Below are 15085 nucleotides of genomic sequence, written 5' to 3' on the forward strand. Positions count from 1 at the left end.
TCTGTATATGGGCTTAAGCCTAATGTTTGTTGTTGAACGAGCATGATATTATTTTTCTAACAGGCTCTAAGATATTAAAAAAGCATCAAGCCAAAGAGTAATTCTTCGGTTTGATGCTTGATAGTATGTTACTTTTTCAGTGGCCTCCCGATTGGACAGGCTCTTTCTTTTATCCAAGTATGGGGTTTTAGGTGTTTGCTTTCAATATCATCCTAAACCTTTCAGTTTATTTGTATCTTTTATTGCAAACAAGATGTTTATGGCTAATAATACCATAAAAGGCTTATTTTTGAGCAGCTTGAACAGTAGCATCTTTTTTAAATATCTTTCGTTTTACGAAAGTTTTAGTAAGTCTGGGAAATGGAGAACTTTGTTTGAAAATCCCTCGACCACACTCAAGCTTGAGGCAAATAAAAAAGGTGTTTTAAATGTAGCCTTGATCTTTTTGTACCATAATTTTGTTGCAATTCCACAGCTATTCTATCTGTGCTTCACTCAAGGCTTTTCGACTTGTCATACATTTTTGTTGTATAACAATTCTCCATGCTACTCTTAAAACGCATATCTTATTCGTTTAATACTATCAATCTTACATCGGGTTAATTGTTTCCCAGATTGTAACTCATTCCCGCCATTCATCTTCCTCAAGATTGCAAATCTACATGATTTTGCAAGACAAATATTATAAGAATATTGCTTCTAATTGTAATTTGATGGGAAAAATTGCTTGCGAAGTACATTTACGAAAATAGCCTTCATCTTCTCTTTAATCTTCCAACAAATATTCGATGGTGGAGACCACTCTTACCACTTTTATTTCGGGCGTATTCATATCCCTGTCGGTAATGGTAAATAAGCCCTGTCTGGCATTCTTAATTTTGCCTACCTTCGAATTGGAATCTTTTGCAAACTTTTCGGCAACCTCTCTGGCATTTTTAGTTGCTTCCTCAATCATCAGCGGTTTTATCTGGTTCAAACCCGTAAAGATATATTCAATTGGTTTCCACTGATTTTTCGATCCTATCAGTATTCCCTTCGAAATCAAACGAAGCGATTCCGATAATGCCTTTTGCAGTTTCTCTAAATCCTTTGTCCGAATGGTAATATCCGATTTTGCGATGTACCTGTAGGTTCTGTTATTGGGGGAATTGTAGACATTGGCTTGTGCATCATTAATATTTACACTTCCAAGTGTTAATTCACCTGCCGTAAAACCCTGATCAACAAAGAAATCGTAAACCGCTTTATTTTGTTGCTCAATACGGCGTTTCAATTCCATTAAATCGTTCCCCGTAAGGGTAATATTAACAGGCCATACTGCCAAATCGGCTTTTACCTCCTTCTCCGACAGTCCTTTTACCTGAACCGATCGGTCGTACTGCTTTGCCAACTTATGGGTATGCCCAATAAAATATCCCGCAACTACAATAGCAATGGATAACAAGGTGGCTTTCAAAATTTCTTGATGCTTCATATTCTTTTGTACTGATTGTGATTTGCTTTACTACAATTACCACCGCTACGAATCCTTTCGTGTGGTTCTATGATAGAAAACCGAACGCTATTAAATCGTGCACCAGCGGAGGTTGGCTATATAAAATATCTAAAATCATAAGCTTTGTTCCCAAGTTCTTCTAATTGTTTGCCCATTACTGACAATCGCTTTGAGAAATCTATTGTTACAGGCATAGATTTATATAATTCAGCACCATTCCAATTCATTTTTGTAAGTTTTAATATATCATTTGCAACTGTTTCAATTGGGTCTGTACCTCTAAAACGCTTTATTAGTAATGGAGTTGGTACTCCTCTTTTCCCTTGATAGTATGGTTTCAATAATTCTCTATTCATAACTAAACCATGTGTCCATAATAGAAAACTGAATTCGTCTAATTGAATAATTGTTCCTCTCTCAATAGGATAACCATTAAAATCATGTTTCCCTGTAGAATAGTTCTTTTTTAGCTTAATAGCTCTCCAGTTACTGAATTGTTGTATTTGAAGTAATTCAATATTGTCAATACCTTCAAGGGCATAACATATTCCATCAATTTCGTCACGAGTAAAATGCGTCGTTTTATGAAGTACAAGCTTCTTAAGTCCAATAACAGGGTCTATTTTGTGATATATATTTCGGATATTTGTTACTAGACGAAAAGCATCATCTTTACTCATATAAGGGTTTCTTCCAATAATAACAGGTTTTTCAATCGGCTGAAGTAAAAAACGTAAACCATTTCCATTACCATCAAAAATTTGACTACTTCCTAAAACTACTTTATTTCTAGAGTTTTGTCGAATAGCATATCCTAACCCCACAAAAGCAGTTTCAGTATTATCTGTTTTCACTTTCCAGGGAGTTCCATTTGATTTTACATATATACCTAAAGAAAGCCACCACCTTACTTTCGCTTGGTCGCTATAATTAATTGACTTATCTTCAATAAACTGTAATCTCAAACCTTTCTTAACTGCATAAAGTTTAAGGGAATCGTGTAGGTCGAAATATGTATGTTCATTCTTAAGTTCCCTAAAATTAGCCCAGTAGTCTGGAATATAAACCACAACACAATCAATCTCTGTATTTTTTAAAGAAAGTATATCAACTTTACTTTTTATATATTCATAAAATTGTATGGCTGAATGTTGTCTTATTTCTTGATTGTTTATGGATATTACAAACTCACTTTGAATGGAGTTCGGAATGACTAAATGTTTTTTATACACTTCATCAAAACCAGGATAATCTTTTAAGTATTCCTTTTCAGTTGATGGACTGACAGGATTGAGCAAAGATTCTAGATGAGTTTTAACCTTTTCAAAACCAGTATCTGGCGATATTATAGCTAATGTAATTTTGGAATCAATAACATTAGCACCAAAGCTTTCTTCTATGGGACCTAAAACTTTCAATCCATTAATTGGGTGAATTGAATGTTTTGTTTCATCTTGATGATGGAAATAAATAAGTGGTTCTTTTGCTTTAGCATAACTATCAAAACAAAAGAAGTCATTCATTTTCTTAGCTGCTGTGGCGTAATATGATGATAATTTTATTTCAAAATCTCCAAGTCTAAATGTAAGGTCTTCTTTTCTTCTTTTTAACTCTCCGTACCAGAAACTCAATTTTTTACCGTATTTGCCATTCCATCGATTCGACATAATGGTATTTGTAATGTCCTGTACAGTTTTCTTATCTGGTTCACCACCTGTTTTGCTCTGAACGTGTATAGTTGGACAAATTAGTAAGAACAGTTCTTTGTTAACAAATTCTACTTTAAACTCAAAAGCTTCAAAAACTAAAATACCATTAGGAATGCGGAAATTAAACCATCGAGGAATACTATTAATCTCTTCTTGACTCAGTGGATGATTAACTGAATAAACTTTTCTGATATTCCTGCCTTTGGAGTATAAGGAAAGATTGAAATCATTTTGTAGAGATTTCTCTATCAATTCGTACAACAAACCAATATAGAACGAATCTGGTTGGTAGAAAAGATGTTCTGGAATATCAATTAGTTTTAAATCATCAGTAAAATAATCTTTAAAAAGCTCTTTGATTTCACTTTCATTTCCAAATAGGGAAAGAGTTTGACCTTTACTGAAAGCTGCTACGACATTTGAACCTTTCAAAACACCCCTAAGTTTCTTCCATTTACCTTCTCCATTTATTTTTGTCTTGGTTGAGAAAATGGTTTTTGGAAAATACTTTGCTCTAATTGAATTTAATAAAACAGGTGTAGTATCTGAATGGTTTTGTGTTAATCTAAAAAGCTGCCTTTGCTCAAATCGCTCTTTGGCAATGAAGTCAATCTGCTCATTCTTTAAATCACAAACTTTGTAAAGCTCGTGAAGGAAGTAATCGAAGCTATCTACAATCATAAAGCCAGAACGCTTATTCTGATTGTTTGCTTTTTCGATAAGTCTAATTAATCTTATGCTTGGTTCAATGTCTTTAGGAATACACCATATCAAACCTTTTGGAAATGCGTTTGGTTTCTCCAATGATTTTTCAAGAGTTTGCAACACTGATTCATCGCTACCTGAATAACCTACAACCAAAAAGCCTTTCTTTTCGGTTGCCTCTAAAAAATAGTGATGTAAACTTTCTTCAAGTCGTTGCAGTTCATCATCTGTATTTTGTAAAGGGTCATATCTAAAATCTCCGTGCAGTTTCACAACAGTTGGAATGTCTTTTCTGAAATCTTGAACTGACTTAGCATTTTCAGGTGAAACTACCTGACAACTGATGTCCAGTTTACTGATTGCTCTTTCAATAAGGTCATCAAAGTTTGTAGTCCAAACGGTGTTCAATTTCTGCTGCTCAACCAATGCCGAAAGACACATAAACCCAATTGAAGGTTTTTTGTCTCTTACTAAATTCGCTAAGAACTCCTGTCTCACTAATGGGTCAGGATAACACTTCTCAAAGTAGTAGGAATATGGATTTGTCGCTTTTGTATCTTCTTCAATAAAATAGCTTTGAATGATTTTTTTATTTGCTTCTATTTTCAAATCCTGAAACTTCTTGCCATTTATTTTTCCACTAATACTTAAAAGTTCTCGTTTGAAATGCCAAACCAAATCGCTCCCCGAATGAATCCCAGAAGAAATGGATGCACCTGCGCCTAGAAACAAATCAAAAGACTGATTTGAAAGCACCTTAAAGCTTCTTAAAAAAGTATTCTTGTCAATTTTTATCATTTGTCAATAAGCTATTATTATCTAAAAATTAGTTTCTTGCTACAGTGCGTCGGCAAAGAATTAGGCTCTTTTGCTTTTTTTGCTTGGTTTTATCGCGTTGGTAAAAGCAAATGTGCCTAATTGCGCGATGGCTTTTTAGCATGAAGCCCAACTCAGACACAACAACAATATTGTCGTCATATCTCCTTAACTCTTTCCCAAAAGCATCAAATTCAATACAAAGCTTAGTGGAAATTCTTGAGCCCATCAAACTTAACAAACCTAAATCAATATTCAAATTTTATATTTACTTTATTTCAATAGTCTTACCTGTCTTTAAACATTTATAGCGTTAAGCACAAGTGCACCTACAATTTAAGCACATAAAATTATATCCTCACAACACAATAAACATAGATAGCAGCATAAATATTAGAACCTTTTGATCTTACCAATAAAAATAGATGATTTTAAACATTTCACCACACTGTTTATCTGTCATTTACAATGATACGTATCAAATTAAACACAGGGTCGTTTTCTAAATACCCATAGGAATTAATCATATCTAAAATCATTATAAATAACAATAATATAAAATCAATCAAAAACCAGGCTATCCTTTATTTTATCAATAACAGCACAATAACATGTCGTAAAACAGTCTATTATTTTTTCAATTAATTTTGTATTATTCATTACAATTTCATAAGTTCGAATTGGTTTACAGGTAAACAATACCATATATATAATCAAGTAGGTGTAAAAACATAGGAGATTGTAGGGGATATGATGAGTATTGAAGGAAATTTGGTTTGAAAGCTTCAAATCAAAACAGGAAGAAAAAATAGGGAATATCGGATGGGTGCTCGTAGGATACAGCGAAAGTGCTGCAAGCAGATGAAGAATACCACCATTCGATAAGTGCAACTCATTACTGGGAAATACAGAGCAATTCGATCCACATTAAGGCTCTGTTCCATTTATTACATCACAATTTGATTCCAAAACAGTTTGTTGGCATTGCGAAAGCATGCACTGTTTTGTTATTTGAATGCTTTGTCTCGGCTTCAGGGTATACTGTCAGGCAATTTTAGTGCACTGTCAAGCATTCCAAGTGCATTAACATGTATTTTAAGTACACTATCTCGATTTTTCGGTACACTGTCTGGCATTCCAAGAGAACTGTCAAGAATTTCAAATACACTGTCTGACGTTCCAAGAGCACTGTTTTAATCGTTTTTATAATTCACGAGCAAGTCGTAAATATCACAACACATTGATTTATCAATCTATACAACCAACACCGACCGGTGTTTAAATAAAATAATCCAAATTTTTCACCCGATGAGTAGATAAACCAATAGGATCTTCTCATCCATTAAAAACATATTTTTATGATTTCAAAAGATGCATTAAAATTCCAGTCTATTCAACAAACGAGCGAAGTATTGCAAGACAATCAAGCTGTTTTCGAAGCTGATGATTCGACCAAGGCACAAATTAACATCTTCACGGGCTATGTCAATAATCTGAAAACAAAGGAGTCGAAACTAAACAAACCTACCCAATGGCTTACCAAAGAAAAGAACCAGTTATTAAAAATCCTGCAAAGCGATTCGCACAAAATTGTTGTTGCGCTCATGCGACTTGCCAACGATACCAGTAATGGAGAGTTAATCGTTGAACTCAACAATACAAACAACAAGCATTCGAAGCTAACCAACAAAGACACCCTATTTGTTGCTAATAAATTATTCGATTTGATGCAGGAATACAGCAGCGAACTAGCCTCATATTCTATTTCTGGTGAATTCATTACAGCCTATCAGCAGAACACTGAAACCGTAGAGAATAAATTGGCCGAACGCAAACTAATTAAGGAACAAAACAAGCAAAACAGCCAGGAATTCAATCAGTTGATGAAACAATGTCTGGAGTACCTGAAAGACAAACTCGATTGGTCGATTGAAAGCTATCGCGAAAGCCAACCCGATATGGTAACTGCCTATTTTAGTGCTCGCAAAACCACCAAAACAACTACCCAACACATCGATGTTCGAGGATTTATCGTGGACAAAGCAAGCGGACTGCCCATTTCTTACGGCAATGTAACGGTAATAGAAAATGGCATGCAGACGGGAATCACCGAGAAAGGAAACTTCAATTTTAAAAATTTCCCGGAAGGAGAATTCACCCTAAAAGTAGAAAACATCAACTACGAAACAGTAATGCTCACCATTCGACGTTACAGCAACCAATACCTCAATATCAAGGTAGAAATGAAAGCCATTCCTGTGCTCCATCCTGTTGATTGATTACCCCTACCCGATCCATTGGGAGTCTCAGCTCTGTTTGAGGCTCTCAATTTCACCGTTTGACGTGAACTGAAACAGATTGCTTCGTCGTTGAAAAACTCCTCGCAATGCCACTCAATAATAGCTGTCATTGCGAAGGAACGCTAGTGACTGCGGCAATCTGTTGCTAATTGCACTTAAAGCCTGAAGGGCTTATATACCAGAACCAGGGGCATCGCCCCTAGTATAAGCTGTAAATCATCAGGCTGAAAGTCTGAAATATATCAGGCCTTCAGCCTGAATTAATGGTGACACATAAATACCAGGGACTCTGGTAATAGAAATGGATATTTAAATCGATTCTCTGATCTTTAAGGAAGTTGGTAATATAATTTCTCTCGGCTCTATTTTCACTTTATTTTTTAGAGCTTTAATTTCCTCAAACAATATTTTAGCAGCAGTTTTTCCCATCTCGAAGGTAGGTTGATCTACGGTTGACAAGCTTGGAGTTACTACGCTTGCCATAAACCAATTGCTAAATCCAAATAAGGCAATATCATCCGGAATAGAGATCTTCACATCTTTGAAATATTTCATCACCCCTACCGCTACTACATCGGTAATGGTGAAAATGGCATCCACATCTTTATGCTCCTGAACCAAAAGTCTGGCATTTTCATATCCATCCTTAAAGTCGTCGTTATTATCACAGACATAAACTAAGGAAGGATCAAAAGGAATTCCATAATCAATAAGTGCCTGCTTATACCCCAAAAACCGATCGATAGATAACTGCGGAATATGCGGACCTCTAAAATGAGCTATTCTCTTATATCCTTTTTTCAGCAGACATTCTACAGCACTGTATGCTGCCTGTCTGTCATCAATTGCTACTTTAGAACAAGGCAATAACTTGGTGGTTTTATCAAAAAGAACAAGGGCTATATCCTCCTTCATCAATTTTTCGATGTGCTCAAAACGATGCGTTTCATTGGAAAGTGAGATAAGAATACCATCTACCCTATTCTGTTTTAAAAGTTGTAGTTGCTGTTTTTCTGTATTATAATTCTCGTTGGATTGAAGGATGATCACCAGGTATCCATACTTTTCTGCCTCATCGATAATACCACTAAGCACCTTAGAAAAAAACTGGTGCTCGGTAGAAGGAACAATAACACCAATAGTTTTGGTTTGTTTGGTTCTCAGGTTTACAGCACTTGCATTTGGAATATAATTCATCTCTTCGGCCGTCGCCAAAATCAATTCCCGGGTTTCCTTACTAATATCAGCATATCCTTTTAAAGCTTTCGAAATTGTACTCACCGACATACTTAGATGATCCGCAATATCTCTTAAGGTTACCTGAGCCATTTAAATCAGAAATTATTAAATTAGGATATTTGTGTCAGCTGTCAACTAATTCCTAACACATGCTAAATATAACAGAAAAGATTCACTTACAAATTGTGGTTTACCTTTCAATTGAACTCGTTAATCCACTCGCATCTTTATTAAATAATAACTATCATTAGTGTCCTATTAAAATTCAGACAGAGTTTCTACCATACTATCGCTCCTAAAGGAGCTAAAAACAATCCCAAAGGGATGGAAGTGTGGATATCAATTTCTTGCAAAAGCAATAAGTAGCTTAGGTTCGACAGGAAATTTAGCGGACACAATTTAGCCGGACACCAATGTAAAACTAGATATTTTGAGAAGTTACTAAAACGTTTTCGTGACTTCCTAAAACGTTTTCGTAAGTAAAAAATTAATAGCCTAATTCGTTTCGTAATACCTTAGAAAAAATAACACAAACCTATATCTCAAACTCGATCCTATGAAAAACTCAAAATGGGGAGTAAAACTCTCTTTAATTGTAAACTACTTTGTCTTTGCAATTCTTTTAAATAGTGTTGGAGCTGTGATTTTGCAAGTGCAACGCAATTTCGATATTACAAAAGCCGGAGCTAGCGTTCTGGAGGGATTTAAAGACTTACCCATCGCTATTGCATCCTTTTTGCTGGCATCCTTTCTCCCCAAATTAGGATACAAAAAATCGATGTTGATTGGATTGGCTTTGGTATCGATAGCTTGCTTGTTTATGCAATTTGCCGATGAATTTTGGTATTTCAAGATTCTGTTTTTTATCGTTGGGGTATCCTTTGCATTAATCAAAGTAACCGTATTTGCTACTATTGGACTAGTTACCGATTCTCCGAAAGAACACTCCAGCTTTATGAGTTTACTGGAAGGCTTTTTTATGGTAGGTGTTCTGTTGGGAAACGTATTATTTAGTCTTTTCATTATCGACGGAGAACCAAAATCCAGTTACTGGCTTAATGTGTATTGGATACTCGCTGGTCTTTCCATTATTGCTTTCTTACTTCTCTTTTTCACAAAACTTGATGAAACCGGTGCTGTAAAAAAAGAAAAGACTTTGGCTAGCGATTTCTCGGATATGCTAAAAATGATCATCAGACCATTGGTGGTATTCTTTATATTAGGAGTTTTCTTCTATGTACTAATCGAACAGAGTTTCCAAACCTGGACACCAACCTTTTACCAAAATATACTTAAACTACCAGCCTCAATGGGAATTCAAGCTGGTGCAATCTTAGCAGGCGCTCTTGCTCTTGGACGGTTTTCAGCTGGTTTGGCACTTAAAAAATTCCACTGGTTGTATGTGGTCTCCTTTTGTTTGCTCATCTGCGCAAGCATTGTATTAGTGGTTTTACCGCTCACCAAAGGGATTGTTGTGGTCGAAAATGTTAGTTGGCTACGAGCTCCATTTGTTGCTTACCTTTTCCCCTTAATGGGAATGTTTCTCTCTCCTATTTACCCAATAATAAATTCAGTTGTATTAAGCGCTTTACCAAAACATTTACAAAGCTCAATGTCGGGACTTATTGTTGTATTCTCTGCATTGGGAGGAACAACTGGTTCCATCATCACAGGAAATGTTTTTGGCCATTTCGATGGACAAACCGCTTTTTATCTAACCTTAATTCCTATGACCTTGCTTCTTTTAATATTAATCCGCTTTAATAAGCAAGTGAAGTTGAATAGAAGTACAGTACAGAAATAATACAATTAAATCAATTGCTAATTTTTTTAAGACTACGTTATGATATCGGATACATGGAAAATTGTTGATAAGGATTTTAAGAAGGATTTAAAGCTGAAAGAAACCTTATTTGCACTTGCTAATGGCTACTTAGGAGTTCGTGGTAATTTTGAGGAAGGTGTTCCTTCTAATATTACATCTACAAAAGGCACTTATATAAATGCTTTCTTCGAAAGTGAAGAAATTCAATACGGCGAGAAGCTTTTTGGTTTCCCCGACAGAAGTCAGAGCATTGTAAATTTGATAGATGCCCAAGCGATATTGATTCAAATAGACGATGAAAATTATTCCTTATTTGAAGGTGAAGTACTAGACTATAACCGGGAATTAGATTTAAGAAAAGGGGTAATCAGCCGAACAATTCATTGGAAATCACCAAAAGGAAGCGAAATTAAAATATCCTGGAAAAGGATGGTTGCTTTAACCATTAAAGAATTGTTTATAATTGATCTAAGCATCGAATCGATTAATTTTTCGGGTAAAGTTGTACTGCGGTCATTTGTAGATGGTGATGTTTCCAATATGGTTTCAGAAGATGATCCTCGGGTAGGTACATCCTCCGCGAAGTCATTAAAAGTCACTGATATTTTTCAAAAAGGGATTTCTTCCTTTGTATGCGCTCAAACTGTGAACACAAAATTTACAGTAGTTTGTGGTATTAGTCATCTTTTCCCGGAATCATTTACTGAAAAAGTGGATTGTTACAAGGAATCCATTACACATACTTATACCGGTGACATAAAACCAGGAGGCAAAATTTCATTCACCAAATTTGCTGTTTATACTGATTCCCGAAGACATGAGTCCCCAGCCAAATCCAATGAGGAAATCCTCACCACTTCTGCTAATAAAATATTTGAATTTTATGCAAAAGCACAAGAAGAATATTTAAAAGATTTTTGGGAGAAATCAGACGTACTTATTCAGGGAGATAGTGCTCTTCAACAAGGTATTCGTTTTAATATGTATCATTTATTGCAATCTATCGGTAAGGATAAGGTCAGTAATATTTCAGCTAAAGGTCTTACCGGAGAAGGTTATGAAGGACATTATTTTTGGGATACAGAAATATATATTTTCCCTTTCTTCCTATTTACGAATCCTGATCTGGCAAAAAATTTATTAGAATACCGTTATAGTATTTTGGAAAGTGCCCGTAAACGAGCAAAAGAAATGGGACATACAAAGGGTGTTCTGTATCCATGGAGAACAATTGCAGGTGATGAATGTTCCCCTTTCTTTCCTGCAGGAACCGCACAGTATCATATTAATGCAGATATAGCCTATTCTATCACTCAATATTTTGAGGCAACCGAAGACGAAGATTTTCTCCTCGAAAAAGGAATGGAGATGCTAATTGAAATTGCAAGATTGATGTTTGAAATTGGTCATTTTAGAAGAGATGGTAAGTTTTGCATCGATGCTGTTACTGGCCCCGACGAATACACTTGTATTGTGAACAACAATTATTATACAAATGCATTAACCAAAAACCTCTTTCTTAAAGCTGCCAGATTCCATGAACTATTGGGAAAAAGCAATCCTGAACAACAGAAGATTTATACAGAAAAGTTATCCTTGCAAAATTCCGAGTTGCAAGATTTTATCAAAGCAGGTGACAATATACTACTTCCTTTCGATAAGGAGATGCAAATTCATCCTCAGGACGATAGCTTCCTGAATAAAAAAGTTTGGGACTTTGAAAATACTCCTAAGGAAAATTATCCTCTATTATTGAATTATCATCCCTTAACGCTTTACCGTCACCAGGTATGTAAACAGGCAGATACGCTTCTCGCTCATTTTTTATTGGATCAGGAAGAAGAATTGGATTTGGTAATCAATGATTTTAATTACTATGAGAAGATTACAACCCATGATTCTTCTTTATCAACTTGTATTTATAGTATCATGAGCAATCGGGTGGGTCAATATGCCAAAGCATACGATTATTTTATGAACACGGCTCGTCTGGATATAGATAATTTACATCACAATTCGGGGGATGGAATTCATACTGCTTGCATGGGTGGTTCGTGGATGTCTATTGTTTTTGGGTTTGCTGGCATGAGATTGACAAATGGGGTTCTTTCCTTTAAGCCGCATCTTCCTGAAAAATGGGAATCTCTGGTATTCTCGATCCAATTTAAAGGACGGAAAATACAATGCCATTTAAGTAAGGATGAAACCAATTTTAAATTAATAGAAGGAGATCCTATTGAAATTGCATTATTCTCGGACAAGTTACTTTTGAAGTAATGAATTTCGATTTAAAAATCAAATATTAAAGAAGATCTAAGGTTAACATCGATTTTCCTGAAAAAAGATTTAAAGTACAAGGAGGCTGTTTCATAATGGCCTCCTTTTTAGTAATTCATCCCCACAAAAAATATCACAATCCTCTTGTTTTGATTAATTACAAGATGTTCTTTTCTCATATTTTCGCCAATTTATGCGTTGGATAGATTGAAAATTCCTATTTTCGCACGAATCAATATTTATCTACAATGTTACACCATCAATTCGATTATTTAGTAATCGGAAGTGGATTGGCAGGTCTATATTCGGCGCATTATGCATCGCAATTTGGGAAAGTTGCCATATTAACCAAATCGAAACTGGATGTTAGCAATTCATATTTTGCACAAGGTGGTATTGCTGCCGTTACAGATTCAGAAGATTTTCCTCAATATCATTTAGAAGATACCCTAACTGCCGGAAGAGGTCTTTGCGACTATACTTCCGTAGATATTCTTGTGAACGAAGGCCCGGAGAGGATCAAAGAATTAATCGCTCTTGGTATGCAATTCGATACCGAAAATGGGGAATTGGCACTTGGATTGGAAGGTGGTCATCATCGCAGAAGAGTATTACATGCCGGTGGTGATTCTACAGGCCGTGAGGTAGTTCATTTTGTCATTGAAAAAGTATTAGAAAATAAGAACATCACCATTTTCGAAAATCAAATGGTGTATGAACTATTAGTGAATGATGGAAATTGTTCCGGAGCTAAAAGCTTTAATGTAACCGACAATTCAAACCTTACGATTGAAGCTAAAACAATAATATTAGCACTTGGTGGCGCATCTGCCATCTATCAAAGAACAACAAATCCAGAAACTACTGTTGGAGATGGTATTGCGTTGGGATATCTGGCCGGAGTGCAGATTGCCGACATGGAGTTCATACAATTTCATCCAAGTTCATTTTATATAAAAGAAGGCTATACCTTTTTAATAAGTGAAGCTGTGCGCGGAGAGGGTGCATATCTGCTCAACTCAAAAGGAGAACGCTTTATGAAAGACATTCATCCTCTCGCAGAACTCGCTCCCAGAGATATTGTTGCCAGATCTATCTTCGATCAGATGAAAAAAAGCAATACCGATCATGTGATCTTAAGCCTAAAGCATTTGAATGAAGAGAAAATCAAGAACCGCTTTCCCTTTATCTACGCAAAATGTAAAGAGGCAGGAATTGACATGTGTGATGAAATTCCTATCGCTCCTGCTGCCCACTATATGGTTGGTGGAATAAAAACCGGATTACATGGAGAAACCAACATCAAAAATCTGTACGCTTGTGGTGAATTAGCTTCTACCGGAGTTATGGGTGCCAATAGACTCGCTTCAAATTCCCTATTGGAATGTATGGTTTATGGCAAAAGAGCAATAGATCATGCCGTACAAAATCCACAGACTGAAAAAAATTATTCTATTTCAAGCACAAAGATCCATTGCAATAAAAAATTAGCAGATCTCTTTTTAGGATATACCAATCAGATTGCCAAACTCATGAATACAAAAGTGGGTATCGTAAGAAATGAGAAAAGCCTGACCGAAAGTCTGCAATTTATAGAAACTATTTCCAATGACTTCCCTTTTGAGAAGGAGGAGTACTATAGCCTACGTTTAAGATATTTACTCTTGGTTTGTGAGCTTTTGATAAAAGGAGCATTGGCAAGAAAAGAAAGCAGAGGAGGTCATTATCGTGATGATTTCCCAGAAGAACTTGACAGTTTTTCAATGCACTCACTACAACAAAATAATAAAGAACTTTCCTTTACACCTGTTGAGGAAAAATAACAAGACTTAAAGAACACACTACAATGAAAAATACGGGATTAAACATTCAGGAAATTGAATATATCCTAAATCATGCTTTTCAGGAAGATATTGGAAGCGGAGATATTACTACCAATAACTTAATTCCTGAAAATACCATAGCCTCAGCAAGAATGACTGCAAAAGCAGATGGTATTATTGCAGGTTTGCCCATCGCAGAATTGGTTTTCCGTAAACTAGATCCTGATTTAGTTTGGAATGCAATTATTGAGGATGGAGATCGCGTAAAAAAAGGAGATGTAATCCTGGAAATAAAAGGAACATTTAGAGCTTTATTAACTGGTGAAAGACTGGCCTTAAATCTGATGCAAAGAATGTCAGGCATTGCAAGCGAAACTGCAAAATATTTAGATGCCATTAAAGACAGTAAAGTTAAAATTCTGGATACCCGAAAAACAGTTCCAGGATTAAGAAGTCTGGATAAATATGCCGTGAAAATGGGTGGTGGAACCAATCACCGTATGGGTTTATTCGATCTGGCAATGATTAAGGATAACCACATAAAAATTGCACAGGGGATTACCAATGCGGTGAGTCAAATTCGAAAATCAATTCCTGAATCCATCAAAATAGAAGTGGAGACAACCAATTTAGAGGAAGTAAAGGAAGCTGTTGAAGCGGGAGCTGATATTATCATGCTGGATAATATGAGTAATGATATGACGAAGCAAGCGGTTGAGTTGATTCAAGGCAACACTTTGGTAGAGGCATCCGGTAACATGAACTTGGAAAGAATTGCTGGAGTTGCGGCAACAGGAGTAGATTTTATTTCAATTGGAGCCCTCACCCATTCGGTAACTGCCTTAGATATCAGTCAAAACATCTTTTTTTAATCTTAAGAAAATGAGTATTCTGAC

At 35.7% G+C, this 15085-nt stretch carries 8 protein-coding genes; 5 read left to right on the forward strand and 3 right to left on the reverse strand.

Annotated features, from left to right (window positions below; translation table 11 throughout):
* Window positions 1-766: 766 nt before the first annotated feature.
* Together DLK05_RS13730 and DLK05_RS13735 are read right to left on the reverse strand one after the other, a co-directional pair.
* Entirely contained in the window at window positions 767-1474 is a 708-nt protein-coding gene (locus DLK05_RS13730) for an SIMPL domain-containing protein (RefSeq protein WP_127344582.1), read from the reverse strand.
* Window positions 1475-1590: 116 nt separating this feature from the next.
* Window positions 1591-4707 carry an SIR2 family protein gene (locus tag DLK05_RS13735; RefSeq protein ID WP_127344583.1) on the reverse strand — a complete coding sequence of 1039 codons (3117 nt, stop codon included), beginning with the start codon at window positions 4705-4707 and terminating at the stop codon, window positions 1591-1593.
* Window positions 4708-6083: 1376 nt separating this feature from the next.
* Here DLK05_RS13735 and DLK05_RS13740 point away from each other — a divergent pair.
* Entirely contained in the window at window positions 6084-7004 is a 921-nt protein-coding gene (locus DLK05_RS13740) for a carboxypeptidase-like regulatory domain-containing protein (RefSeq protein ID WP_127344584.1), read from the forward strand.
* Between the two features lie 330 nt (window positions 7005-7334).
* On the opposite strand, the gene DLK05_RS13745 is transcribed toward DLK05_RS13740, so the two are convergent.
* A complete protein-coding gene (locus DLK05_RS13745) occupies window positions 7335-8354 on the reverse strand; it encodes a LacI family DNA-binding transcriptional regulator (RefSeq protein WP_127344585.1) in 1020 nt (339 codons plus the stop codon).
* 466 nt (window positions 8355-8820) lie between these two features.
* On the opposite strand from DLK05_RS13745, the gene DLK05_RS13750 reads away from it, so the two are divergent.
* The 4 genes from DLK05_RS13750 to nadC all read left to right on the forward strand — a co-directional run bounded on the left by DLK05_RS13750 (window position 8821) and on the right by nadC (window position 15061).
* Window positions 8821-10068 carry an MFS transporter gene (locus DLK05_RS13750; RefSeq protein ID WP_127344586.1) on the forward strand — a complete coding sequence of 416 codons (1248 nt, stop codon included), beginning with the start codon at window positions 8821-8823 and terminating at the stop codon, window positions 10066-10068.
* Between the two features lie 39 nt (window positions 10069-10107).
* Entirely contained in the window at window positions 10108-12366 is a 2259-nt protein-coding gene (locus DLK05_RS13755) for a glycoside hydrolase family 65 protein (protein ID WP_127344587.1), read from the forward strand.
* A gap of 248 nt (window positions 12367-12614) precedes the next feature.
* On the forward strand, window positions 12615-14189 hold the full coding sequence (gene nadB / locus DLK05_RS13760; protein WP_127344588.1) for an L-aspartate oxidase: 1575 nt from the start codon (window positions 12615-12617) through the stop codon (window positions 14187-14189).
* A gap of 23 nt (window positions 14190-14212) precedes the next feature.
* Window positions 14213-15061 carry a carboxylating nicotinate-nucleotide diphosphorylase gene (gene nadC, locus DLK05_RS13765; protein ID WP_127344589.1) on the forward strand — a complete coding sequence of 283 codons (849 nt, stop codon included), beginning with the start codon at window positions 14213-14215 and terminating at the stop codon, window positions 15059-15061.
* Window positions 15062-15085 lie beyond the last annotated feature (24 nt).

The organism is Ancylomarina longa (genome assembly GCF_003996985.1).
Classification (GTDB): Bacteria; Bacteroidota; Bacteroidia; order Bacteroidales; family Marinifilaceae; genus Ancylomarina_A; species Ancylomarina_A longa.